Here is a 24,592-nt window from a genome sequence, read left to right on the forward strand (position 1 = left end):
ACATAATATCAAGGGGGACTTTAAATGCTAAAGAGATTGCTTGTTTTATTAACTATCCTAGCTTTAATTGTAGGTAGTTTAGTTGGTTGTGGTCAAACAAATCAAGAACAACAACAAACTGGTGAAGAGGCTAAAAAAGAGGATAAAAATCTAGTAATAGCAGTTGCGGATACATTTGTTAGTATGGATCCACATGATACTAATGATACATTGTCTTATTCTGCTCAAAAGACAATGATGCAGGGGTTAGTAGGTTTTGATAAAGACATGAATGTTGTTCCAGTACTAGCAGAAGAATATGAGAGTAATGAAGAGGCAACAGAGTTCACATTTAAATTACATAAGGGAGTTAAGTTCCATGATGGAACAGACTTTAACGCAGAAGCTGTCAAAGTTAATATTGACCGTTTGGCAAATCCAGAAAACAAATTAAAAAGACATAGTTTATTTGCATTAGTAGATAGAACAGAGGTAGTTAATGATTATACAGTTAAGGTGGTTCTAAAAGAGCCTTTTGGTGCTATGATAAATAACTTTGCACATCCAGCTGCTATGATGCACAGCCCAAAAGCATTAGAAGAATATGGAAAAGAAGTATCTCGTAATCCTGTTGGTACAGGACCATTTGTATTTAGTGAGTGGGTTCCAGGGAATCATATAAAAGTAGTTAAAAATGAAAACTATTGGAAAGCTGATTATCCAAAGGTTGATTCTGTTACATTTAAACCAGTAAAAGAAAATGGAAGTAGAATTGCAATGTTACAAACTAAAGAAGCAGATTTTATTTATCCAGTGCCAGCAGAGCAAATTAAAGCAATTGATGGTAAAGATGGTGTTGTCATAGAAACTAAACCATCAATTATAGCTAGATATTTATCAATGAATACTATGAAAAAGCCTTTTAATGATGCTAGAGTGAGAAAAGCTATAAACTATGCAATTAATAAAGAAGCATATTCAAAGGTAGTTTATGATGGATATACTGAAAAAATAGATTCTATTTTAGCTCCAAATACACAATATTATTCAAAACAAGATGAAACATATGATTTTAATTTAGAAAAAGCTAAACAGCTTATGAAAGAAGCAGGTTATGAAAATGGATTTGAAACTGAAATCTGGGGAAATAACAACAATACTACTGTAAAAGGTATGGAGTTTTTACAACAACAACTTTCTCAAATAGGAATAAAAGCAAAAGTAGTTCCTATGGAATCAGGTACAAGAGCTGAAAAAATATGGAGTGTACAAAATCCAGAAGATGCAGAGCTTCAAATGTATTACGGGGGCTGGTCTCCATCTACTGGCGATGCTGACTGGGGAATAAGACCGTTACTTGCAAGTGATTCATTCCCTCCATATTCATATAACACAGCATATTACAGCAATCCAGAAGCTGATAAGTGGATAAAAGAGGGTATAGCTACAGCAGATCCTGAAAATAGAAAAGAGGCTTATGCTAAAGCTCAAGAAATCTTGTGGGAAGATGCTCCATGGGCATTCTTATGTGTTAACTTAACTATGTCTGGTAAACAAGATTACTTGGAAGGAGTATATTTATTACCAGATGGAGCTCTTAGCGTAGAAGAAGCAGAAATTAAATAATACTTTTATAAGATAAGCACTGTAAGGTGCTTATCTTATATTCTTGAAAAAGGAGGGGAGATTAAGTGGCAAATTATTTTATAAGAAGAATACTTGGTGTTATACCCACTCTTATATTGATATCTATTTTTGTGTTTTTATTTATACATATGATCCCTGGTGATCCGGCTAGACTTGTTGCTGGTGAAGATGCGACTGCTGCTGATGTTGAACTTATTAGAGAAGAATTAGGGTTAAATGAACCGTTATACGTTCAGTACTTTGACTATATGAAAGGCATAATGCATGGAGATTTAGGAGTATCTTTAAAAACTAAAAAACCTGCACTTGAAGAAATATCAAATAGATTCGTTCCAACAATGACTCTAGCTATTGCAAGTATATTTTGGGCAGGTATTTTTGGGCTAATGATAGGCGTTGCTTCATCGGTAAATAGAGGTAAATGGCAAGATTACATAGGGATGTTTTCTGCTGTCTCAGGTATTTCTCTTCCTTCATTTTGGCTTGGACTTATGCTGATACAGATTTTTGCTGTTAAGTTAGGGTGGCTTCCTACTGGTGGATATGGGACTTTAAAACATTATATTTTACCATCTATAACATTGGGGGCTGGTGTTGCAGCGGTTATGGCTAGGTTTTCTAGATCATCAATTATGGATATTTTAAAAGAAGACTATGTAAGAACTGCTAGAGCAAAGGGATTAAGAGAAAAAATTGTTGTATGGAAACATGTATTAAGAAATGCTCTTATTCCTGTAGTTACTATAGTTGGATTACAATTTGGTTTTTTATTAGGAGGATCTGTAGTTGTAGAAACAGTTTTTAGTTGGCCGGGTATGGGAAGTTTATTAATAGATTCTGTTGCATTTCGAGATTATCCAATAATACAGTCAGAGATACTTATTTTTTCATTCCAGTTTATAATTATCAATTTAATAATAGATCTATTGTATGCAGTACTGAATCCTGAAATAAGTTATAAGTAGTAGGGGAGGGATTAGATTGACTGAGTATGTAGAAGAAAAAACAAATTATGAAGAAAAAGAAGAGATGGAAGATATAAGATCTCCTTTTTCTGAATTTTGGAGAAAGTTCAAAAAACAGAAGACAGCTATTGCTGCAGGGATATTTATATGCTTATTCATTATAACTGCTATAATTGGTCCCCAAGTAGTACCTTATGATCCAGTTCAACCAGATTATGATCATATATTAGAAGGTCCATCTGGCTTACATTGGTTTGGAACAGATGCTTATGGTAGAGATATATTCAGTAGAGTAATAGTTGGAGCAAGAATATCTTTAGCTGTTGGATTAAGTTCAGTTACGTTTGGTGCTATATTAGGTACTATTTTAGGACTTATAAGTGGATATTACGGAGGATGGATTGATAGTGTAATTATGAGAATAGCTGATGTTTTATTTGCTTTTCCAGGAATTATACTAGCTATAGGAATTATAGCAATACTAGGACCTGGGCTTTATAACGTTGTACTTGCAGTAGCAGTATTTAGTACACCTATGTTTGCAAGGATAGTTAGAAGTAGTACCCTTTCAATGAAAGAAACAGTATATGTTGAAGCAGCTAAGAGCATAGGTACTAAGAATAAGAGAATAATGTTCAAACATATATTACCTGGTACTTTTTCAAGCATAATAGTGTATTTCACTATGAGAATAGGAACTTCTATATTGACAGCATCAAGCTTAAGCTTTTTGGGAATGGGAGCCCAACCTCCGACTCCAGAATGGGGAGCTATGCTAAGTTCAGGAAGAGACTATTTGGGGGTTGCTTCACATATAACATTTTTCCCAGGGCTTGCAATATTTATTACTGTTCTAGCATTTAATTTATTAGGTGATGGACTGAGGGATGCATTAGATCCTAAAATAGATAACTAGTTATAGAAGGGAGGTAATTGTGTTGCCTAAAAAAATAATAGAAATAAATAATCTAAAGACATATTTTTTTAGTGACAATGGAGCTGTAAAAGCGGTAGACGGTGTAGATATTTATGTTAATGAGGGAGAAACATTAGGAATAGTAGGAGAATCGGGAAGTGGGAAAAGTGTAACATCTCTTTCGGTTATGGGTCTACTTCAAGATACATCAGGAAAAGTAGTAGATGGAACAATTAGATTTGAAGATAAGAATTTACTAGATATAACAGAAGATGATATGAGAGACATAAGAGGAAATGATATAGCTATGATCTTTCAAGAGCCAATGACCTCTCTAAATCCAGTATTAAAAATAGGGGAACAAATTCAAGAAGCTATTGAGCTTCATTTAAAATATGATAAACAAAAAGCTAAAGAACATACAATAAACATGTTAAAGCTAGTTGGAATTCCTCGTGCTGAAAGTATTTACTTTGAATATCCATTTCAGCTATCGGGTGGTATGAGACAGAGGGTAATGATTGCCATGGCCATGTCATGCAATCCCAAACTATTAATAGCAGATGAACCTACAACAGCATTAGATGTTACAATACAAGCTCAAATACTGGATCTAATGAGAAAACTAAAAAAAGAAGTAGGAACTGCAATAATGTTTGTAACTCATGACTTAGGAGTAGTTGCAGAAATGTGTGATAGAGTTGCTGTTATGTATGCAGGAAGAGTAGTGGAAAAAGGAGATGTATTTCAAATTTTTGAGAACCCAAAGCATCCATACACAAAAGGTCTTTTAAAGTCAATTCCTGTACTTCGTAAAAAAGTTGATCGTTTAGATTCTATACCAGGGAATGTGCCAAGCCCTAAAAATATGCCTAAAGGATGCAAATTTGCACCTAGATGCGGTGAAGTTATGGATAAATGTTGGAAAGAAGAGCCTTCGTTTTATAGCATAGAAGAAAATCACATGAGCAAATGCTGGCTATGTGAAAATCTGCACGAGGGGGTATAGTCTATGGAAAAGCCTCTATTAAAAGTTGATAATCTAAAAAAGCATTTTCCAGTAAAAAAAGGGTTTTTTAAAAAGACAACAAAATATGTCAAGGCAGTGGATGGAGTATCATTTCAAATAAATGAAGGAGAAACATTAGGGCTTGTTGGCGAAAGTGGATGTGGGAAATCAACAACAGGAAGAATGTTATTGAAATTAATAGAATCTAGTAATGGAGAAATACTATTTAAAGGAAAAGATATAACAAAAATGACAGAAGATGAAGTTAGACCACTTAGAAAAGATATTCAAATGATATTTCAAGATCCTTATGCATCACTAAATCCTAGAATGACAGTTGGTGAAATAATTGCTGAACCGCTTATAGTACATGGGATGTACAAAGATAAAGAATCTATGAAAAAACGAATACATACACTTCTTAATATGGTAGGTCTTAGCTCGTATCATTCTATAAGATATCCTCATGAATTTAGTGGAGGGCAAAGACAAAGAATTGGTATTGCAAGAGCATTAGCTGTTGAGCCTAAACTTATAATTGCTGATGAACCAGTATCGGCATTAGATGTATCGATTCAATCTCAGGTCTTGAATCTAATGCAAGACTTACAAAATGAACTAGGTCTTACATATTTATTTATAGCTCATGATTTGAGCGTTGTTGAACATATTAGTGATAGGGTTGGAGTTATGTATTTAGGAAGATTAGTTGAAATTGCAGATAAAGATATATTATACGAAAAGCCGCTGCATCCGTATACACAGGCATTGCTATCAGCAGTACCAATCCCAAATCCTAGAATGAAAAAGGAGAGAATAATATTAGAAGGAAGTATACCGAGTCCACTGAATCCTCCTAGTGGATGTACTTTCCACACTCGTTGTAGATATTGTAAGGATATATGTAAACAAATAAGCCCAACATCAAAGGAAGTATCACCTGGTCATAGTGTTGCTTGTCATCTATACTAAAAATAATAAATGAGAGGAAGATGTAATATGAAACCGATTATTGGCATAACAACATTTTGGGAAGAAAAGGCTAAAAAATCATATGACTCAGTTAGTCATAATTATATAAAATCCGTTTATTCAGCTGGAGGGATCCCCGTTTTGATTCCACTAGTTGAAGATGAAAAAGTAGTAAACAACTATTTAAAATCAGTAAATGGAATCATACTTTCAGGGGGAGAAGATGTATCGCCATTAATTTATGGAGAAAATCCTATGGAAAAAGTCCAATTAATATGTGAGCAAAGAGATATATTTGAAAAAGAACTTTTTTTAGAAGCTCTTAGATTGAACATACCAGTATTAGGAATTTGCAGAGGACTACAAGTAATGAATGTTGCATTAGGAGGAACATTATATCAAGATATAAATACACAAATAGAAAATTCTTTAGGGCATTATCAAAAGGATACACCAGTAAATAACCTTTATCATCAAGTGAAAATAGATAACGAAAGTATACTTTTTGATATATTTGATGAAGAAAAGATAAGTGTAAATTCATTTCATCATCAGTCTATTAAAAAGATTGGAAATAATCTCAAGGAAACTGCTTGGTCAGTAGATGGAGTTGTTGAAGGAATAGAGCATATAAGTAAAGATTTTGCAGTAGGTGTTCAATGGCATCCAGAGGATTTGGCAACTAAATATCCAGATTTTTTAAAGTTATTTAAGGCTTTGGTTCAAGCGTGTACACAGTATTAAGCAAATATATATAGGTTATTTATTGACTAAAATAGTAACATACAGAATAAAACAAAAATATACTATACAATATTTAAAAAAATATATTGAAAAAGGGGAATTGAGTTAATGTATATGATGGAAAGAAAGAATCTTGAAAAAGCTATAAAGAATCTAAGTGAAAAAACAATGAAGAATAATTTAAGTAGATTTTTTGTTGAAGATGGTTTACTTTATCATAAAACTCTAGTATGGAAAACAAGAGAAATATGTTCTATAGATGAAATTAAAAGCTTTAAGACAATGGATAATAATATAGTTATTCAAATTTATAATAACAAGAATATTGAACTATCACTTAAAGGTGTCATTCAATAAACTAATAAATAGAAAAGAGACGATTCAATGAAAAATCAAAAAAGAATTAGAGATTATGGAATTACTATAGGAAATATGGATACTGGGGAAAAAAATTCTATTACGGATATTGAAGGTGTAAAAGTAGGACATTTTACAATTAATAAAGATAGTGTTAAAACAGGAATAACAGCAATTTTACCTCATAGCGGAAATTTATTTAAGGAAAAAGTATTTGCATCTTCACATGTTATCAATGGCTTTGGAAAAACAATGGGTACTATTCAGATAGAAGAATTAGGAACGATTGAGACTCCAATTATATTAACAAATACTCTAAGTATAGGTGCAGCTAGTGATGCGTTAATTAAATATATGCTAAATAATAATGAGGATATTGGGTTAACTACAGGAACAGTTAATCCAATAGTATGTGAATGTAATGATGCATACTTAAATGATATAAGAGGAAGCCATATAAAAAAAGAGCACATATTTAAAGCTATAGAAAGTGCAGATGATGAATTTGAAGAAGGATCAGTAGGAGCAGGAATGGGCATGTCGTGCTATAAGCTAAAAGGTGGGATAGGTACAGCATCAAGAGTACTTAAATTTGATAATAAAGAATACAAAATTGGGTCATTAGCCTTAACCAATATGGGGAAGAAAGAAGATTTAATAATTAATGGAACTCCTGCTGGAAAAATAATATCTGAAAAAGATGGTCTAAATGATGAAGAAAGCGACAAAGGATCAATAATCATTATTCTATCTACTGATATACCAATGACAGAAAGACAGCTGAAAAGAATTTCAAAAAGGTCAGTAGTAGGACTTGGTAGGACAGGATCATATATAGGTAATGGAAGTGGTGAAATAGTTATTGCATTTTCTACTGCTAATAGAGTTTCACATTATGAAAAAGAAGAAATAATAGATATAAAAATGTTAAATGAAAATTATATGGACTTAGCTTTTAGAGCTGTTGCTGAGTGTACAGAAGAAGCTGTTTTAAATTCTATGATTACTGCAAATACAACAGTAGGTAGAGGTAAAAATGTTAGATATTCATTAAAGGACTACCTTGATATAATTATTAAAAAGTCAAAATCATAACATACACAAGGTGTAGTATTTAACACACTAAAATTATGATATATATAATATTAAAGTATTTAACTATAATATATATGATTTTTATATTGGAAGAAAACATAATAATATCAATAATAGCAGAAGCTATAACCATTAAAAAGTGTTATAGCTTCTGCTTTTTTATTTATAAGTATAAAATGGCATGGTTATTGCTTTATATTATTATAGATTATAAATAGGAAGTGATAAATATGAAAAAATTATTTGAGAAATTTTTAAAAAAACTAGAAAAAGCTAACAAAGAGAATTTTGGTAATGGAAAATTAGACTGTTGTGAATTAAATAAAAAAGGTAAGAATAGTCATAACAAAAAACAATAGGAGAACTTATTTATGAATTGTTCAAATAATAATGATAAAAATAGTAAAGGTCTGTTAAAGTATGGAGCTTTGATGATGCTATGCTGTATGCTGCCTATATTGATAATTTTAGGATTACCTTTGTTTGGAATAAATGGAGGTGTTTTTTCATCATTCGCATTTCTTTTATGTCCTTTAATGCATATTGGAATGATATTTATGATGAAAAAATCTCATAATAATAAAGATTGCTATGAGAAAGAAAATAAAGAATACCTAGAATTAGAAGGGAAAGATTATAAAGTAATAGAAAATAAATAATAATATAAAAAAACTAGTAATTAATAAGGAGGTTATTTAAATGAAAAAAATTATTAATATTGAAGGAATGAGCTGTGGACATTGTGCAGGTAGAGTAAAAAAAGAGTTAGAGAGTATAGGTGAAGTTAAAAGTGCTGAGGTAAGTGCTGAAGAAAAAAAAGCAGTAGTAGAATTAGCAAATGAAGTAGATAATGAGAAGTTAAAAGAAGCAGTTGTTGAAGCTGGTTATAAAGTAGTAGGAATAGAATAAAAAACAGAATTAAAAAGATGGAATTAATTTATATTGTTAAATTAATTCCATCTTTTATTTATATAACAAATCTATAATTTTTTTATCATTTTATATTGAAGTGTTCCTTTAGATTGATATATTAAGTCTACAATTCTAATTATTATATAGGATATGCCCATAAAAAGTAACCCAACTAGGAAACTAAATATTTCTGATGAAAATGTGATATTAAATTGTTTATAGATAAAAGAACTAGAAAAAATACCTAATATAAGCATAAATAAAGGAAACAGGTAAACTATAAATGCTACCTTCATAATAGATTTTGTTTCTGTTTCGACTTTCACAAAGTCACCAGGTTTAGCATTTATAGGATTTTTTACATTTATATATATTCCAGTAGTACTGCATCCACCTTTACAGCTAGAACATTTTTCACCACATGCACTTGCCCTTCTTACTTCTAATTTTGCAAAATCATCTTTCGTCTCCACAACTCTTCCTATGTTTTCCATAAAAACACTCCTTTCTATATAAGTTTATATGCAAAAATTATGCCAAGTCAATAAAATACAAATAGAATGTGCGCTATTAAAAGTGAAGCCTATAAAAATAAAGATACTTAAATAATAAGAAGAATTAAAATAAAAATAATTACTAAGTATTTTTTACAAAGAAATAAAGAATATGCCACAAGAACTGTGTCAAAACCTACAATCAGTAAAAATAATCGTGAGCACTCCTTTAATAACTGAAATATATCTAATAATGAAGCGAAACTTAATTCAGATGGAGTTTTAGAACTTTTAGCTTTAGGATAAATTACATTTATTGCTTTTTACTGATTATATCAAGACAAGTAACAAGAGTAAAATAAAATTTTTAATTGTTGCCTGGTAATTTAAACATACTATAATATTTGGCATTATTATTGCTATATATAAATAAAAACTAATATAAGGAGGAGTAGATATGTTTGATTGTGGATTTGGATATACATTAGGAGGGCCATGGAGCTTTTTATATATCGGACTAAGGTTTTTATTTATTATAGGAGTTGTTTGGTTTATTGCAAATATGATTAAAAAAGATTATAAAAAAAGTAATGCTGGTATAGAAATATTAAGTCAAAGATATGCAAATGGTGAAATAGATGAAGATGAATATAAGACGAAAAGAGAAATTCTTAGTCAAAAAAGCTAAAGGTTATAATTATGGGAAATGATTACAATAACATATAATTGACTAAAATAAACAAATATGATAATCTTTTTATCAAAATGATAAAAAGACAAAAGCTAAATTAAGAGGTGTTAAAATGTTACATGAATTTTCTAGAACAGAAATGTTAATTGGGACAGAAGAATTAGATAAATTAAAGAAGAGCACTGTAGCTATATTTGGAGTAGGTGGAGTAGGAACTTTTGCAATAGAAGGATTAGTTAGAAGTGGTGTTGAACGATTTATATTAGTAGATGATGATGATGTTTGTCTTACAAATATTAATAGACAGATTCATGCTACGAGAAAGACTGTTGGCAAATCAAAAGTAGAAGTGATGAAAGAAAGAATGTTAGAAATTAATCCTAAAGTAGAAGTGAGAATATTTAAAGAACTATATAATAAAGACAGCGCTGAAAGGTTACTTTCTAATGAATATGATTATGTTATAGATGCTATAGACATGGTTTCTGCAAAACTAGATCTAATAGAAAGATGTACTAACAAAAATATACCGATTATAAGCTGTATGGGGGCAGGAAATAAGTTAAGTCCGACTAGACTTGAAGTTACAGATATATATAAAACATCAATGTGCCCACTAGCAAAAGTAATGAGAAGTGAGCTAAGAAAAAGAGGGATAAAGAAATTAAAGGTTATATATTCTAAGGAAAAGCCTATAACACCAAAAGTAGTAGGTGGAGATTGTAAAACAAACTGTATTTGCCCAAATAAAGATAGAACATGCGTAGAAAGAAGACAAATTCCAGGAAGCGTATCTTTTGTTCCATCTGTTGCAGGGCTTATTATTGCATCAGAAGTTGTAAAAGACATAATAGGATATACAGAAAATTAAAGGTGGGGTAGACATTGAATCTAGAACAGAAATATATAAGACTTAAAGATATTATTAAAAATTTAGAAAGTGTAGCAATAGCTTTTTCTGGAGGAGTAGATAGTACTTTTTTATCTAAAGTATGTAAAGATGTACTAGGAGACAAAGCGATAGCTGTAACAGCAAAGTCATCGACTTATCCAGAAAGAGAATTCAAAGAATCACAAAAACTAGCACATGAAATAGGTATAAAGCAGATTGTAATTGTATCAGAAGAGACTGAAATAGACGGATTTAGAAAAAATCCTCCAAATAGATGTTATTATTGCAAACATGAACTTTTTTCTAAAGTAGGAGAAGTAGCTCAAAAACATGGAGTAAAATATGTCTTGGATGGATCTAACTTTGATGATTTAGGAGATTATAGACCAGGTATGAAGGCCGCAAAAGAGTTACAAGTAATAAGTCCTCTTAAAGAAGCCAGTTTAACTAAAGACGATATAAGAAATTTATCTAAGAAATTAAATTTAGCAACATGGGATAAACCAGCTTTTGCTTGTTTATCTTCTAGATTTCCATATGGGCAAGAAATTACTTTAGAAAAACTTTCAATGGTAGATAAAGCTGAGAATTACTTAAGGGACATTGGATTTAAGCAATTTAGAGTAAGACATCACGGAGATATTGCGAGAATAGAGATATCATCAGATGAAAGAACAAAGATTTTTGATTTGAAAATAATGGATGAAATAGGTAATAAATTTAAAAATATAGGTTTTAATTATGTGACCTTAGATTTACTTGGTTATAGAAGTGGTAGCATGAATGAAGTTTTAAAAGAAGAAGATAAAATATAATATGAATTTTGTAAAAAAGTCGTTAGTTATATAAAGCTAGCGACTTTTTTTTTATACTAAGGGATTATAAAATTTTCGTTCTATGGATGACATTGATGGAAGGACTACACTTGCAACTATTTTAAGCAACGGAGCCCGTTAAGGATTGTTGGCGATATGAGTCAGCGCGTAGCAATTAGACGAATTTTTTATAGAAAATACAAAAATGGCATATATATTGCTTAATATAAAAATGTATAAAAAATAATAAAAAGGAGTGGAGAATTATGAAAAAAAGAGGGATCGTATTTGTATTATCAGGAATTCTAATGGTTGGAGGTATAACAGGTTTTTCATATGCTAATTCAAAAACTAATATTGTTAAAGAAGAAAACAAATCAAGAATCGAAGAAAAATTAGATGAAAAAGAAATGATCAAAATTATGAAGAAAAATGATTTTAAAGATGCAGCAAAAGCTTTAGAAAAGAAAGATTATGAAGCGATGGATGAATTTATGAATAACATGACAAACGATGATTATCAAAAAATGATTGAAATCATGAGAAACGGTGGATATGAGTCTATGGCAAACATGATGGAATCTGTTAGCAGAGAAGATATGATAGAAATGCATAACGCTATGGGTGGATCAGAATCATGCCATGGATACAATAATAATATGATGGGAGGTTTTTAATTTGAAAAATTAAATAAATTATGATATTACACTAGTAGAGTTCATATTATTTATAGGCCCAGTATATTTTTAATATGCTGGGTTTAATATTTTTATGGATAATTAAGTAGTACTGATTTATATACTACAATCTTTAGTGGATTTAACACAATAGATTTAAAAACAGGGAGGTATTGTAATGGAGTATCAAAAAGAAAGTAATTATAATAAGATCATAAATTTTTTTAAATTTACATTATTAGCTATGGGCGTAATGATAATTTCTATCTTTTATTTTATGAGATAAAAAATATATAGTCAAAATAAGATGAATTTTTATATGTTATGTAGGATATAGATCAATTAATGTTGGAAAACTTACAAATATAATATATTTGATATAATAAAAAGGAGTTATACAGAATGAAAAGAGGAGATATAATTATTATTTTATTAGTAGTAATTATTAGTATTGGAGGAATGATATTTGTTAACAAAGTAAGTGTGGGTATGGATAGAAAGTATGCAGTAATAAAAGTCGAAAATAAAACAGTACAAAGGATTTTAGTTGATAATAAAACAGAAGGAATATATAAATTTAAGTTTAATAATGAGGATGGATATGTTGAAGTGAAAAATGGAAGGGCAAGAATGCTTGAGATGGATAAAAGAATATGTCCGCGAAAAATTTGTTCTGAAATTGGATGGATAGATAAGAAATACCAAAGTATTGTTTGTTTACCAAATAAAATTTTAGTAAAGATTGAGAGTACATAAGAATGCTTTATAAATAGGCATTCTTATTTTTTTGTATTATATTCAAAATGAAGTTAGTATAATAATTGCTTAAATTTATATATTGGAATTACAAATGGAGATGAGGAAGAAAAAATGAATATTAGTAGTAATAGAAATTATTCTAAACTAAGAATTTTCAAATGACATAAAAAATAGAAGTAGACCTAGTATAAAGAAAAACAGTCCATCGTATATGCTGGGCTGTTTTTCTTTATAACTATTCTCTATATTGGGGTTCTTCAGATTTTACAAAATCAAGTCTGCTTTGAAGTGATTGAGCTGTATTTTGAGTAGTTTGTGCTAACTGGTTAAAAAGTTGTTTAGCTTGCTGGTCATTTGTATCCATAGAAAATGTTTTAAGCTGTGATGATAATCCTTGAGCACTTGCTAAAGCTTGTTCTAGTTTATTAACTGTAGCCATATAAATTCCTCCTATATAATATTTATGATTATTATATGCAAATATAATTATTTAATTATTCAAAATGAGATGAAATTTATCCCATGATCAACAGTTTTCCTACTATTAAATTTGGCTTTATATGAATAATATGTTTATTTTTGATAAAAATATAATAAGGAGGTGTAATTATGCAAATACAACTTAGTCAAAAAGAAAGAATGTACTTAGAAGATGGAAAAGTTCAAGAGGGACTTTGTGTTCAAAAATATCAAAAATATGCTCAACAAGCTCAGGGACAGCAATTAAAACAGCTTTTCAATAAAATTGCTACAGAGGAGCAGCATCATCTTGACATGATTAATCAGTTACTTCAAGGTCAGCAGCCAAATATGGCACATCCTCAACAGCAACAAAATCAAACTGCTTCTCAAGATACTATGAATAATGAAAATGATAAAAATCTTTGTGGAGATTTACTATCTACAGAAAAATATGTTTCAAGTACTTATGATACAGCTGTTTTTGAATCTGCTAATCCAGCAGTTAGACAAGCTTTTCAACATATTCAACAAGATGAACAAAGACATGGAGAAGAACTTTTCAATTATATGAATAGTCATGGAATGTATAGTGTTAAATAAATTTTAATGTTTGAAGATAAGCTTAATATTTTTATTAAGCTTATTTTTAAATAAATTTTATACAAAAGGTGATTTTATGGATATACATACTATTTTCTTTGAAGGAGAAAAATTTGGTATATTAGAGTTATTTATTAGAACATCTATTTTATATTTTATGTTGTTTGGATCGGCTAAAGTGATGGGGTTCCGTCAGCCGGGAATAGTAACTTCATATAATTTTTTAATGGCAGCAGGAATTAGTCATATTGCAGCTGCTCGTATGGTAAATCCAAAAGCAAGGTTAGTAGATGCAATGTCTATAATTGTTGTATATACTTTGATTAATTTATTTATATCATATTTATATTTTAAAGCTCCATCTATTGTTTCTCAAAAACCAATTATATTAATAAAAAATGGAAAAATAGTAAAGAATAATCTTTCAAAAGCAAAGTTAACAATTGATAATCTATTTTCTATATTAAGACAAAAAGATGCTTCTAATATTGAAAAAGTAGAATATTTAATATTTGAATCAACGGGTGATTTCAGTTTAGCATTAAATAACAATACTCTTCCTGTAATAAAAAAAGATATGGGAATAGAACCGTCGCAAGATATTTTATCTCAAATTTTGATTTATAAGGGAAAAATAGATAGAAAAATTCTTAGCAATAACAATCTAAATTATGATTGGATTATTAACGAGCTTAAATTGAATAATATAAACAACATAGAAAATGTTTATTTAGGAATTTTAACTCCAAATAAAAAGTTATATATAAATATGTAGGAGGGAATTTAATGCCACAGATTTTTGGGGTTATAAAAGAAATAACACTATTTGGATTTGTTATAAGAGCTTTTATAGTAGGTGGTATAGTTTTTTTAGTAGGAAGATATATACCAAAACGAACTATAAATCAACTAACTGCATATGATTTTGTACTTGCATGGATATTGGGTGCTCTTACAGTTGCACCATTACTAGATGGAGAAATTTCATTTACATATATAATTGTCCCATTATTAACTTTATTTTTATGGCACTCTATATTTAATTATATATCTTTAAAAAATAGAAAAATAGCTTCACTTTTCAATGGAAAACCTATAATTATGGTTGATAATGGAAAAATAATAAGAAAAAATATGAAAAAGCACTTTATAAATATTGATTTGCTTTTGAGTGAATTAAGAATTAAAAATATTTTTGATATTTCAGAAGTTAAGTATGCAATTTTAGAGCCAAATGGTCATTTTAGTATTATAAAAAAAGAATCACATAGGCCAGTTACTCCTGTAGATGTTAATTTATTTGCTAAGCCTTCAGATTTACCTTTAGTTATTATAAATGATGGCAAATTATTTGAAGAAAATTTAGTTAAATCAGGAGTAGATAGAACGTGGCTTATGAATAATCTTGCTATGTATAATATAGATGATATAAAAAATATTTATCTTTGTACTATAGATAGTTTTAAGAAAATATATGTTGCTAAAAAATATTAATAAAAAAAATAAAGGAAAACAAATAAAATTAATTTGTTTTTTATATAATATATATTTTTATTAAAAATTATTTATATAAGAATTTTAATAATTTCTTAATAAATTGTATCTAGAAGGAAATAATAAGTTTTAGGTAAGCAATAAATATGGATAATATGGAGGTACAAAATTATGGGTTTAGTTGGTACTGTAGGAAATGAAAATATGCAAAAATGCATAGATGAATGTATGAAATGTTTGCAAGCATGTGAAGAATGTCTTACTTTATGTTTAAAAGAAGCAGATGTGGCAAATAGAATTAATTGTATACAAATTCTTCAAGATTGTATTGATATTTGTGTGTTATCAATAAAATATATGTCAAGAGGAAGTCAACATGCAATGAATATTTGCAAAGAATGTGCAGCAATATGTGAAGCTTGTGCTAAAGAATGTGAAATGTTTACACAAGAACATTGTAAAAAGTGCGCACAAATCTGTCGTACATGTGCAGATGAGTGTAAGAAAATGGCTGGATAAATATATTAAAAAGAACAGGATTAAAATCCTGTTCTTTTTAATATAACGAAATTATGAAATTTTTAAGATGTAGCATTTAACACACCTAAATCACGATATATTACAATATTTAATTTCAAATAATTTTAATACTAACGAAAACATAATAAAGTAAAAATAAATAATATTAGAAGTTACAATAATTATAAGGTTTTAAGATTTTATTTTTAGCTGATAATTATAAAAATGGCACAATAATTGCTTTACATATATTATATATTCTAGACTAGGAAGGGATGGCTATGAAGAAAAAAACATTTGTAATGGCAATAACTGTATGTATTATTTTATTATTTATATCATTGTATTATAATCAAAATTATTTTTTATATAGTAACGGTATGTGTGGTAGTGGTATGCATGGATTAAAGTATATGGGATTATATTATTTGGCTGTAATAGCGATTATAGCGCTAGTCTTTATAATGTATTTTAAGAAAGAAGAAAAAAAATGCTCTTTTTGTAAATCAAATGTTCATGAAACATGGAATGTATGTCCTTATTGTGAAAATAAATTAGACAAATAGATATGCTCTGGTAACAAAACTATTTACCAGAGTTTTTGACATTAAAAAAAATAGTTATATCAATAATTTAAGTGATAAAATAGAAACATAATAACAAATTACAAGGAGACATAATATGGTAAATGAAAATAACAAAAAAGATTTAATTTTTATTGGCCTAAATATAGTCATTATAACATTACTTCATTATTTTACTACAGCTACAAAATGGGATATCCATGATTTTTATAGAAGACTATATTATATCCCAATAATTGTATCTGCTTATAAATTTAGGTTAAGAGGGGGTATATTTGCTTCATTAATTGTTTTCTTATTTTATGCTCCTCATATGCTAATTTATTTTAGAGAGATTAATATGGCCAGTTTAAATCAGGTTTTGGAAATAGTAATGTTTGTTGTTATAGGTAGCATAACAGGGTTTTTAGCAGAATCAGATTTCAAAAAGAAATTAATGCTACGAATCCAAATAAAAAAAATAACAGATCTTGAAAATTATACACAAAACATATTAAATAGTATAACGAATGGACTTATTTCGGTAGATAGAGAGTTAAAAGTAAAGTCTATAAATAAGGAAGGCAAAGAATTATTTAATTTAGATGAACATTATTTAGGAAAAAAATTAGATAAGTTATTTGTTGATTGTAAAAAAGTTGAGAAAGATCTAACAGATGTACTTGAAGAAAATAAAAAAATGTTAAATATTGAAACTAAATGTAAGGGTAAAAATGGAAATATTTTAGATGTGAAATTGCTTGTATATCCTCTTAAAAATACTACAGAAAAAATAGAGGGGCTAGTACTTGTAATAGAAGATATATCAGAAATTAAAAAACTTGAAAATCAAGTAAGAAGAGCAGATAAACTTTCTGCCGTAGGAGAGTTAGCATCAGGAGTAGCACATGAAATTAGAAATCCATTAGGCATAATAAAAACTATATCTCAAACAATTAATGAAGATATTAAAGATGATAATATAGAAGAGGAAGAAATAAAAGAAGGTATTGGTATTATTATTCATGAGATTGATAGAGCCAATTCTGTAATTAAAGGTTTACTAGATTTTGCAAAACCAAGTGTATGTCAGATAAAAGTTCAAAGCATTGATAAACTATTAAAAGATATAGTACTAATTACTAATAAGTATGCAAAGCAGCAAAATGTGAAAATAAACTACATTTGCAAAGAAGACAAAAATATATTAATAGATGGAGAAAAATTAAAACAAGCTTTTGTAAATATAATATTTAATTCTGTACATGCTATGCAAAGTGGAGGAAATCTAAATATAAGCTTATGTATACAAAAAGATTGGGTTAACATATCTTTTGAAGACGAGGGAACTGGTATACCTAAGGATAAATTAGAAAAAATATTTGAACCTTTCTACACTACAAAAGATATAGGAACAGGGCTTGGATTATCTATTACTCATAGAATTATAGAAGAACATAAGGGATATATAAATATAGAAAGTGAAATTGGTAAAGGAACAAAACTTGATATTTATATTCCATCTAAGAATGAGAAAGGAGATAAAAAAATTGAAAAAGATATTAATTGCAGATGATGAGCAAAATATGCTTTGGGCTATAAAAAGGGCATTAAAAGGTAAAGAATATAAAATTATTACAGCGCCAGATGGATTAGAAGCACTAGAAAAGTTTAAGGTACATGAACCTGATCTTGTACTTTTAGATTTTAAAATGCCCAAAATGGATGGTATGAACGTTTTAAAAGAAATAAAAAATATAAGCTCAAAAATACCTGTTATTATGATAACAGCCCATGGCACAATGGAATCTGCTATTGAGGCTATGAAAATTGGAGCTCTAGATTATATTTCAAAGCCATTTGATATAGATGAGTTAAAAATTCAAATAAAAAAAGCGCTTGAAATTGGAGATATGAAGGAACAAATAGATTTTTTTAAAGAAGAAATAAGAAATATTACAGGAAAACCAATAATAGGTGATAGTCCTCATATGAAAAGAGTAATGGAAATAGTAGAACGTGTTTCAAAAACTAATGCAACGGTATTAATAACAGGAGAAAGTGGAACGGGAAAAGAATTAATAGCAAGTGCTGTTCATTATAGCAGTGATAGAAGTGATAAACCCTATATAACAGTAAATTGCGGAGCTCTTCCTGAAACCTTACTTGAAAGTGAGTTATTTGGACATGATAAAGGATCCTTTACTGGAGCTGTAAGTAAAAAGTTAGGAAGATTTGAAAGAGCAAATAAAGGAACTATTTTCTTAGATGAAATAGGAGAATTAAGTCTATCTGTTCAAGTAAAACTCTTAAGAGTATTGCAGGAAAAACAGATAGAAAGAGTAGGTGGAACTGAGACGATTGATGTAGATGTTAGAATTATTGCCGCAACAAATAAGGACTTAAAAAAAATGGTTGAAGAAGGTACATTTAGAGAGGACTTGTATTATAGATTAAATGTTATACCTATACGACTACCTGCACTAAGAGAAAGAAAGGAAGACATTAAATTATTAGTCGAGTATTTTTTAGAAAAATACAGTAGAGAAATGGGAAGAGATAGTATGACGATTAGTACAGAGGCAATAAATACTTTAACTAATTATAGCTTCAAAGGAAACATAAGAGAACTTGAAAATATAATTGAGAGATTGGTTATATTGAGCGAAGGTAAATTGATTGATAAAAATGATTTACCTAGAGAAATACTATATGAAAGCAGTAGAGAGTTTCAGTTTAAATTACCTCCGAGCGGAATAAATTTAGAAGAAATAGAAAAAAGCTTTATACTACAAGCTTTAAAAATATGCGATTATAATCAAACAAAAGCAGCTAAACTTTTAGGTGTGACAAGACATACTCTTATATATAGAATGGAAAAATACAATATAACCTAAAATGAGAATCCTAATATTAGGATTCTCATTTTTAATTGTGTTAGAAAACACATCCTGTGTAGCATATCACACATATAAAATCGTATTTATAAAAATTTAATTAGAATATTATCTAAAAATTAAGCATTACAAATATTTGGAACTATTTAAATAAAAAATTAAAGATTGGCACAGAAATTGCTGTAAATATATTTCAGACATTAATTGCTAATAACATAATATTAAATACATAACAAACAGAAAGGATATTAAAAAATGAAGGAGAGATGTTATGAAAGTAATTAAGTTATATGTGGATGGAATGGTTTGTAATAGCTGTGAAAATATTATAGAAAATGTTTTGTTAGAAGTTGATGGAGTTATCAAAGTTAATGTAGTATTTAAAAATTCTAATGTTGAGATAACTTATGATGAAAACAAAGTAAATGAGAAAACCTTAAAGAAAACTATTAAAAATGAAGGATATGAAGTTATTGAAAAACCGAATGATTCAAAAAAATCTACTTTTGGGTTGTTAATATTAATTTTTAGTATATTTTATATTGTAAAAAATACAGTAGGATTCAACTACATTCCAGAAGTAAATGAAGAAATGGGATATGGATTGATTTTTATAGTTGGACTTTTAACTTCTATTCACTGCATTGCCATGTGTGGAGGAATTGCTCTATCTCAAAGTGTAAATAGTAATTCAAATAATAAAGTAAGAAGTTCTATACTTTATAATATAGGAAGAGTAATTTCATATACTTTAATTGGAGGTATAGTTGGTGGGTTAGGACAAATAATAACACCTTCAGGTCAATTTAAGGGTATCGTTGCTGTTTTTGCAGGAATATTTATGATTTTATTAGGTTTAAAAATGCTAAATATAATTTATATTCCTAGGTTTTTTAAATTTAAAGTAGTAATGCCAAAGTTTATAACTAATAATATAAATAAAAATAATACTCTCACACCTTTTTTTATAGGTATTGCTAATGGATTTATGCCATGTGGACCTCTTCAAACGATGCAATTATATGCGTTAGGAACAGGAAGTTTTGTAAAAGGAGCTTTATCAATGTTTTTATTTAGTTCAGGTACAGTTCCTCTTATGCTTGGTTTTGGAGCGATAACTTCAATCATAGATTCTAGATCTAATAAAAGAATATTAAAAATTAGTTCTATATTAGTTATAGTATTGGGTATAATAATGGCAAATAGAGGGCTAGCGTTATCAGGATTAGCATTAGATATGCCAGGATTTGAAAACTCAAAAAAAGATATGCAACTAGCAAAAATAGAGAATGGAAAACAAGTAGTTAATTTAACGGTTAAGAGTAGTCAATATATACCAGACTCTAAAGTAGTTAAAGTAGGAGAACCGGTAAAAATAAATTTAGATATAGAAAGCTTAAATGGATGTAACAATCCAATTGTAATTTCAAAATATGGAATAGAAAAAGATTTAACCAAAGATAATAGTATTGAATTTATACCTGATACAGAAGGCCCTATAACTATAAGCTGTTGGATGGGAATGATTACAACAAAATTGTATGCAGTTAATGATTTAAGTGATGTTAATAATAATGAATTTGATTCAAAAGAAAACTATAATGAAGGATTTAGTGGTTCAGGTCTTTGCAGCGTTCAATCAGAAAATAAAGCTGTAATTGCAGATATAAAGGACAATAATCAAGTTATTGAGATGAATGTAAATTCTAGTGGGTATAGTCCTAATATTTTAGTTGTACAAAAGGACATACCTGTTACTTGGGTTATAAATGGAGAGGAAGTTACCTATTGCAATAACTCAATTATAATTAAAGGAACTGATTCAAAAATAGAGGTTAAAGAAGGAAAAAGTGGATTGAAATTCACACCAAATGAAACTGGTGAAATTGAATTTACATGCTGGATGGGTATGCTAGGCGGTAAAATAGTTGTAGTAGATGATATAAATAATGTAGATTTAAAATCATTAGAGGAAACAGCAAATCAAAATATTCAAAATGGTGGAGGCTGCTGTGGAAATTAATTTTTATTTAATGGTATTGACAAGAATATCTGCATATGTTTAAATGGAATTACAACCACCCCTCATAGGGGGGTGGGGTATGGAGGTGTTGCTTTTGGATAAGAACCAAGAAGTTGCTGTACATAATTTAAAGACGGCTAGAGGTCAAATCGATGGAATTCTAAAAATGATAGAGGATGAAAGATATTGTATAGATATATCAAATCAGATAATATCAGCTCAATCTTTATTAAAAAAGGCAAATTTGACTATATTAAAAAATCATTTAAATAGTTGTATAAAAAACTCTTTTAAAGATGACGAATATGAAAAAATAGAAGAAGTATCTAAAATAATAGAGCGAATTATAGGAAAGTAGTTTTGGGCATAATGAAATTTAATTAAAAGGAGTGAGATTAGCTATGAATAAAAGTTTTAATATAGAGGGTCTACATTGTGCTTCTTGTGTAAATGCTCTAGAAAAAGCAATGCATAAATTGGAAGGAGTACAAGAAGCTAGCGTTAACTTAGCAACAAATAAAATGGAAATAAAATATAAAGAAGATGTTATTTCTGAACAAGAAATCGTAGAGGCTGTAAGTAAGGCTGGATTTAAAGCAATTACTAATGAAAATATAAGAGAAATTGTTATTCCAGTACAAGGAATGACTTGAGCATCTTGCGTAAGTGCTGTTGATAGGGCTATCAACAAATTAGACGGAATAAAATCTGTAGATGTAAACATCGCTACTAATAAAGCAAAAGTGATTTATGATGCAGATAAGGTAAGAATTTCAGAAATAAAAAATGCAATCGAAAAAGCTGGATATACACCTTTAGATATAGAAGCTGAGGAAATACAAGATCAAGATAAAGAAAAAAAAGAAAAAGAAATAAAAACATTGTTTAAAAAGTTTATCTTATCTGCTATATTTACAACACCTCTTTTTTATATTGCGATGGGCCATATGATTGGGTTACCGCTACCTAATATTATTGATCCTATGCATAACCCACTAAATTTTGCATTAGTTCAAATACTTTTAACTATACCTGTAGTAATAGCAGGGTATAAGTTTTATACTGTAGGGTTTAGGTCGCTATTTAGAGGAAGCCCAAATATGGATTCGCTAATAGCTGTAGGAACAAGTTCAGCTATCGTATATGGTTTATATGCTATATATCAAATTATTAATGGAAATGTAGAGTATGCAAAGGATTTGTACTTTGAAACAGCAGGAGTTATTATAACTCTAATACTTCTTGGAAAATACTTAGAATCAGTTTCAAAAGGAAAGACTTCAGAGGCTATAAAAAAGCTTGTAGGTATGCAGCCTAAAACTGCAATAGTTATTCAAGATGGGGAGGAAATAACTATTGCTATTGAAGAAGTTGAAGAAGGAGATATAGTACTAGTAAAACCTGGAGAAAAGATTCCTGTTGATGGAGTTGTTATAGAAGGTCATACTTCTGTTGATGAATCTATGCTTACAGGAGAAAGTATTCCAGTTGAGAAAAAATCAGGAGATAAGGTAGTAGGAGCGAGTATTAATAAAAATGGTGTAATTAAATTTAAGGCAACTAAAGTAGGAAAAGATACAGCTCTTTCTCAAATTATTAAGTTAGTAGAAGAGGCACAAGGAAGTAAAGCACCTATTGCAAAGCTTGCAGACGTAATAGCAGGTTATTTTGTTCCTATAGTTATGGGAATTGCTTTAATATCAGGAGTTGCTTGGTATATTTCGGGTGAGTCTTTAATATTCTCTTTAACTATATTCATATCTGTTCTAGTTGTAGCTTGCCCATGTGCGTTAGGACTTGCAACTCCAACAGCTATAATGGTTGGAACAGGAAAAGGAGCAGAAAATGGAGTTTTAATTAAAAGTGGAGTAGCACTTGAATCAGCTCACAAAATAGAAACAATTGTATTTGATAAAACGGGAACTATAACAGAAGGAAAGCCAGAAGTTACAGATATAATCACTTTAGATAATTACGCACAAGAAGAACTACTTCAAATTGCAGCCTCTGCTGAAAAAGGATCAGAACATCCATTAGGGGAAGCTATTGTAAGAGGAGCAGAAGAAAAAAATATTTCTTTATTAAATTTGGATAAGTTCTATGCTATACCTGGTCATGGAATAGAAGTTGAAATAAAAAGCAAACAAATATATTTAGGTAATGAAAAATTAATGAGAGACAAGAATATAGACATAAGCTTGAAAGAAGAATCTGATAAGCTTGCAGGTGAAGGAAAAACACCGATGTATATGGCTGTTGACGATAAACTAGAAGGGATTATCGCTGTTGCAGATGTAGTAAAAGAAAGTAGTAAAAAAGCTATAGATATGCTTCATGATATGGGAATAGAAGTTGCTATGATTACAGGTGATAATAAGAAAACTGCTAGTGCTATTGCAAAGCAAGTTGGAATAGATGTAGTTTTAGCAGAAGTACTTCCTGAAGATAAATCAAATGAAGTTAAAAAGCTTCAAGGAAAAAATAAAGTTGTAGCCATGGTTGGAGATGGTATAAATGATGCTCCAGCTTTAGCTCAAGCAGATATAGGTATTGCTATTGGTTCTGGTACAGATGTAGCAATGGAATCAGCAGATATAGTTCTTATGAAAAGTGATTTAGTAGATGTTGTTACAGCTATAAAATTAAGCAAAAGTACTATAAGAAATATTAAGCAAAATTTATTCTGGGCATTTGCATATAACACTGCAGGAATACCTCTTGCAGCAGGAGTGTTTTATGCACTAGGTGGACCGAAGCTTAATCCGATGTTTGCAGCAGGGGCCATGGCTTTAAGTTCTGTATCTGTAGTAACTAATGCTTTAAGACTGAGAAAATTTAAAGCATAATATGAAAATTTAGATAGTTATATCTAAAAATATAGCTAAAAGATAGGTGAATTATATGATGGTATTTTTATTATTTATTGTAGTATTAATTATATACTTACTAAATAACAATAGTTTATCATACAATAAAAGATATAATGAAAGCGATAAAGCTATAGAAATTCTAAAAGAAAAATATGCAAAAGGTGAAATTACAGAAGAAGAATATAAGCATAAACTTAAAATATTAAATTCATAGATTGAAAATTGTATAATTGCTTTACC

29 protein-coding genes are annotated in these 24,592 nt (G+C 29.1%); 27 read left to right on the forward strand and 2 right to left on the reverse strand.

The features are described 5' to 3' along the window. Positions 1–24: 24 nt before the first annotated feature. The 11 genes from M2214_RS02235 (at position 25) to M2214_RS02280 (ending at position 8,593) form a co-directional block, all read left to right on the forward strand. Positions 25–1,605: a glutathione ABC transporter substrate-binding protein gene (locus M2214_RS02235; protein WP_248482362.1), complete on the forward strand. Its 1,581-nt coding sequence runs from the start codon at positions 25–27 to the stop codon at positions 1,603–1,605. Between the two features lie 65 nt (positions 1,606–1,670). Continuing rightward, positions 1,671–2,591 carry a glutathione ABC transporter permease GsiC gene (gsiC, locus tag M2214_RS02240; protein ID WP_248482364.1) on the forward strand — a complete coding sequence of 307 codons (921 nt, stop codon included), beginning with the start codon at positions 1,671–1,673 and terminating at the stop codon, positions 2,589–2,591. A gap of 16 nt (positions 2,592–2,607) precedes the next feature. Continuing rightward, the gene (gene nikC / locus M2214_RS02245) at positions 2,608–3,507 is read left to right on the forward strand and encodes a nickel transporter permease (RefSeq protein WP_330651534.1); all 900 of its coding nucleotides are present in this window, start codon (positions 2,608–2,610) and stop codon (positions 3,505–3,507) included. 22 nt (positions 3,508–3,529) lie between these two features. After that, on the forward strand, positions 3,530–4,516 hold the full coding sequence (locus M2214_RS02250; protein WP_248482366.1) for an ABC transporter ATP-binding protein: 987 nt from the start codon (positions 3,530–3,532) through the stop codon (positions 4,514–4,516). A 3-nt stretch (positions 4,517–4,519) separates the two neighbouring features. Then, the gene (locus M2214_RS02255; RefSeq protein WP_248482368.1) at positions 4,520–5,488 is read left to right on the forward strand and encodes an ABC transporter ATP-binding protein; all 969 of its coding nucleotides are present in this window, start codon (positions 4,520–4,522) and stop codon (positions 5,486–5,488) included. A gap of 27 nt (positions 5,489–5,515) precedes the next feature. Continuing rightward, positions 5,516–6,232, forward strand: a complete 717-nt coding sequence (locus M2214_RS02260) for a gamma-glutamyl-gamma-aminobutyrate hydrolase family protein (protein ID WP_248482370.1) — start codon at positions 5,516–5,518, stop codon at positions 6,230–6,232. A gap of 108 nt (positions 6,233–6,340) precedes the next feature. Further along, entirely contained in the window at positions 6,341–6,589 is a 249-nt protein-coding gene (locus tag M2214_RS02265) for a hypothetical protein (protein ID WP_248482372.1), read from the forward strand. 27 nt (positions 6,590–6,616) lie between these two features. After that, positions 6,617–7,684: a DmpA family aminopeptidase gene (locus M2214_RS02270; protein ID WP_248482374.1), complete on the forward strand. Its 1,068-nt coding sequence runs from the start codon at positions 6,617–6,619 to the stop codon at positions 7,682–7,684. A gap of 230 nt (positions 7,685–7,914) precedes the next feature. Continuing rightward, entirely contained in the window at positions 7,915–8,043 is a 129-nt protein-coding gene (locus tag M2214_RS18110) for an LDCC motif putative metal-binding protein (RefSeq protein ID WP_256466696.1), read from the forward strand. A gap of 12 nt (positions 8,044–8,055) precedes the next feature. Next, positions 8,056–8,343: a DUF2933 domain-containing protein gene (locus M2214_RS02275; protein ID WP_248482376.1), complete on the forward strand. Its 288-nt coding sequence runs from the start codon at positions 8,056–8,058 to the stop codon at positions 8,341–8,343. A gap of 40 nt (positions 8,344–8,383) precedes the next feature. Next, positions 8,384–8,593, forward strand: coding sequence for a heavy-metal-associated domain-containing protein (locus M2214_RS02280; protein ID WP_248482378.1), 210 nt, complete (start codon positions 8,384–8,386; stop codon positions 8,591–8,593). A gap of 71 nt (positions 8,594–8,664) precedes the next feature. Here the strand turns inward: M2214_RS02280 and M2214_RS02285 are convergent, their stop codons facing one another. Next, the gene (locus M2214_RS02285; RefSeq protein ID WP_248482380.1) at positions 8,665–9,090 is read right to left on the reverse strand and encodes a SoxR reducing system RseC family protein; all 426 of its coding nucleotides are present in this window, start codon (positions 9,088–9,090) and stop codon (positions 8,665–8,667) included. A 457-nt stretch (positions 9,091–9,547) separates the two neighbouring features. Here M2214_RS02285 and M2214_RS02290 point away from each other — a divergent pair, with 457 nt between their 5' ends. From M2214_RS02290 to M2214_RS02310, 5 genes are all read left to right on the forward strand, one after another. Next, positions 9,548–9,778: an SHOCT domain-containing protein gene (locus M2214_RS02290; protein ID WP_248482381.1), complete on the forward strand. Its 231-nt coding sequence runs from the start codon at positions 9,548–9,550 to the stop codon at positions 9,776–9,778. 115 nt (positions 9,779–9,893) lie between these two features. After that, on the forward strand, positions 9,894–10,652 hold the full coding sequence (locus tag M2214_RS02295; protein WP_248482383.1) for a tRNA threonylcarbamoyladenosine dehydratase: 759 nt from the start codon (positions 9,894–9,896) through the stop codon (positions 10,650–10,652). 14 nt (positions 10,653–10,666) lie between these two features. After that, the gene (larE, locus tag M2214_RS02300) at positions 10,667–11,488 is read left to right on the forward strand and encodes an ATP-dependent sacrificial sulfur transferase LarE (protein WP_248482385.1); all 822 of its coding nucleotides are present in this window, start codon (positions 10,667–10,669) and stop codon (positions 11,486–11,488) included. Positions 11,489–11,754: 266 nt separating this feature from the next. Beyond that, positions 11,755–12,165, forward strand: coding sequence for a hypothetical protein (locus tag M2214_RS02305; protein WP_248482387.1), 411 nt, complete (start codon positions 11,755–11,757; stop codon positions 12,163–12,165). Between the two features lie 402 nt (positions 12,166–12,567). Beyond that, entirely contained in the window at positions 12,568–12,921 is a 354-nt protein-coding gene (locus M2214_RS02310; protein WP_248482389.1) for a NusG domain II-containing protein, read from the forward strand. A 238-nt stretch (positions 12,922–13,159) separates the two neighbouring features. On the opposite strand, the gene M2214_RS02315 is transcribed toward M2214_RS02310, so the two are convergent. After that, a complete protein-coding gene (locus M2214_RS02315; protein ID WP_099191844.1) occupies positions 13,160–13,363 on the reverse strand; it encodes a DUF1657 domain-containing protein in 204 nt (67 codons plus the stop codon). 170 nt (positions 13,364–13,533) lie between these two features. Here M2214_RS02315 and M2214_RS02320 point away from each other — a divergent pair, with 170 nt between their 5' ends. The 11 genes from M2214_RS02320 to M2214_RS02370 all read left to right on the forward strand — a co-directional run bounded on the left by M2214_RS02320 (position 13,534) and on the right by M2214_RS02370 (position 24,566). Next, the gene (locus M2214_RS02320) at positions 13,534–13,986 is read left to right on the forward strand and encodes a spore coat protein (protein WP_248482391.1); all 453 of its coding nucleotides are present in this window, start codon (positions 13,534–13,536) and stop codon (positions 13,984–13,986) included. 76 nt (positions 13,987–14,062) lie between these two features. Then, entirely contained in the window at positions 14,063–14,761 is a 699-nt protein-coding gene (locus M2214_RS02325; RefSeq protein WP_248482399.1) for a YetF domain-containing protein, read from the forward strand. A gap of 11 nt (positions 14,762–14,772) precedes the next feature. Continuing rightward, complete coding sequence (locus tag M2214_RS02330) at positions 14,773–15,480, forward strand: DUF421 domain-containing protein (RefSeq protein ID WP_248482401.1); 708 nt, start codon at positions 14,773–14,775, stop codon at positions 15,478–15,480. A 171-nt stretch (positions 15,481–15,651) separates the two neighbouring features. Beyond that, entirely contained in the window at positions 15,652–15,999 is a 348-nt protein-coding gene (locus M2214_RS02335; protein ID WP_248482403.1) for a four-helix bundle copper-binding protein, read from the forward strand. A 281-nt stretch (positions 16,000–16,280) separates the two neighbouring features. Next, positions 16,281–16,565: a hypothetical protein gene (locus M2214_RS02340; RefSeq protein ID WP_248482405.1), complete on the forward strand. Its 285-nt coding sequence runs from the start codon at positions 16,281–16,283 to the stop codon at positions 16,563–16,565. 115 nt (positions 16,566–16,680) lie between these two features. Beyond that, positions 16,681–18,138: a two-component system sensor histidine kinase NtrB gene (locus tag M2214_RS02345; RefSeq protein WP_248482407.1), complete on the forward strand. Its 1,458-nt coding sequence runs from the start codon at positions 16,681–16,683 to the stop codon at positions 18,136–18,138. Then, entirely contained in the window at positions 18,113–19,459 is a 1,347-nt protein-coding gene (locus M2214_RS02350; RefSeq protein WP_305879804.1) for a sigma-54-dependent transcriptional regulator, read from the forward strand. The genes M2214_RS02345 and M2214_RS02350 overlap by 26 nt, the downstream gene beginning before the upstream one ends. Positions 19,460–19,730: 271 nt before the next feature. Continuing rightward, positions 19,731–21,482 carry an urease accessory protein UreH domain-containing protein gene (locus M2214_RS02355; protein ID WP_248482410.1) on the forward strand — a complete coding sequence of 584 codons (1,752 nt, stop codon included), beginning with the start codon at positions 19,731–19,733 and terminating at the stop codon, positions 21,480–21,482. Between the two features lie 79 nt (positions 21,483–21,561). Continuing rightward, positions 21,562–21,840, forward strand: coding sequence for a metal-sensing transcriptional repressor (locus M2214_RS02360; protein WP_330651535.1), 279 nt, complete (start codon positions 21,562–21,564; stop codon positions 21,838–21,840). 43 nt (positions 21,841–21,883) lie between these two features. Beyond that, positions 21,884–24,328, forward strand: a complete 2,445-nt coding sequence (locus M2214_RS02365; protein WP_305879805.1) for a heavy metal translocating P-type ATPase — start codon at positions 21,884–21,886, stop codon at positions 24,326–24,328. A 55-nt stretch (positions 24,329–24,383) separates the two neighbouring features. After that, positions 24,384–24,566, forward strand: coding sequence for an SHOCT domain-containing protein (locus M2214_RS02370; protein WP_248482412.1), 183 nt, complete (start codon positions 24,384–24,386; stop codon positions 24,564–24,566). The last annotated feature ends 26 nt before the right edge of the window (positions 24,567–24,592 follow it).

This window comes from Tepidibacter aestuarii (assembly GCF_934924865.1).
GTDB classification, from domain to species: domain Bacteria; phylum Bacillota; class Clostridia; order Peptostreptococcales; family Peptostreptococcaceae; genus Tepidibacter_A; species Tepidibacter_A aestuarii.

Coding starts and splice junctions, on each gene's coding strand:
- M2214_RS02235 (WP_248482362.1), top strand. CDS start 25: ATGCTAAAGAGATTGCTTGTTTTATTAACTATCCTAGCTTTAATTGTA.
- M2214_RS02255 (WP_248482368.1), top strand. CDS start 4,520: ATGGAAAAGCCTCTATTAAAAGTTGATAATCTAAAAAAGCATTTTCCA.
- M2214_RS02260 (WP_248482370.1), top strand. CDS start 5,516: ATGAAACCGATTATTGGCATAACAACATTTTGGGAAGAAAAGGCTAAA.
- M2214_RS02265 (WP_248482372.1), top strand. CDS start 6,341: ATGTATATGATGGAAAGAAAGAATCTTGAAAAAGCTATAAAGAATCTA.
- M2214_RS02270 (WP_248482374.1), top strand. CDS start 6,617: ATGAAAAATCAAAAAAGAATTAGAGATTATGGAATTACTATAGGAAAT.
- M2214_RS18110 (WP_256466696.1), top strand. CDS start 7,915: ATGAAAAAATTATTTGAGAAATTTTTAAAAAAACTAGAAAAAGCTAAC.
- M2214_RS02275 (WP_248482376.1), top strand. CDS start 8,056: ATGAATTGTTCAAATAATAATGATAAAAATAGTAAAGGTCTGTTAAAG.
- M2214_RS02280 (WP_248482378.1), top strand. CDS start 8,384: ATGAAAAAAATTATTAATATTGAAGGAATGAGCTGTGGACATTGTGCA.
- M2214_RS02285 (WP_248482380.1), bottom strand. CDS start 9,090: ATGGAAAACATAGGAAGAGTTGTGGAGACGAAAGATGATTTTGCAAAA.
- M2214_RS02290 (WP_248482381.1), top strand. CDS start 9,548: ATGTTTGATTGTGGATTTGGATATACATTAGGAGGGCCATGGAGCTTT.
- M2214_RS02295 (WP_248482383.1), top strand. CDS start 9,894: ATGTTACATGAATTTTCTAGAACAGAAATGTTAATTGGGACAGAAGAA.
- M2214_RS02305 (WP_248482387.1), top strand. CDS start 11,755: ATGAAAAAAAGAGGGATCGTATTTGTATTATCAGGAATTCTAATGGTT.
- M2214_RS02310 (WP_248482389.1), top strand. CDS start 12,568: ATGAAAAGAGGAGATATAATTATTATTTTATTAGTAGTAATTATTAGT.
- M2214_RS02315 (WP_099191844.1), bottom strand. CDS start 13,363: ATGGCTACAGTTAATAAACTAGAACAAGCTTTAGCAAGTGCTCAAGGA.
- M2214_RS02320 (WP_248482391.1), top strand. CDS start 13,534: ATGCAAATACAACTTAGTCAAAAAGAAAGAATGTACTTAGAAGATGGA.
- M2214_RS02325 (WP_248482399.1), top strand. CDS start 14,063: ATGGATATACATACTATTTTCTTTGAAGGAGAAAAATTTGGTATATTA.
- M2214_RS02330 (WP_248482401.1), top strand. CDS start 14,773: ATGCCACAGATTTTTGGGGTTATAAAAGAAATAACACTATTTGGATTT.
- M2214_RS02335 (WP_248482403.1), top strand. CDS start 15,652: ATGGGTTTAGTTGGTACTGTAGGAAATGAAAATATGCAAAAATGCATA.
- M2214_RS02340 (WP_248482405.1), top strand. CDS start 16,281: ATGAAGAAAAAAACATTTGTAATGGCAATAACTGTATGTATTATTTTA.
- M2214_RS02345 (WP_248482407.1), top strand. CDS start 16,681: ATGGTAAATGAAAATAACAAAAAAGATTTAATTTTTATTGGCCTAAAT.
- M2214_RS02355 (WP_248482410.1), top strand. CDS start 19,731: ATGAAAGTAATTAAGTTATATGTGGATGGAATGGTTTGTAATAGCTGT.
- M2214_RS02360 (WP_330651535.1), top strand. CDS start 21,562: ATGGAGGTGTTGCTTTTGGATAAGAACCAAGAAGTTGCTGTACATAAT.
- M2214_RS02370 (WP_248482412.1), top strand. CDS start 24,384: ATGATGGTATTTTTATTATTTATTGTAGTATTAATTATATACTTACTA.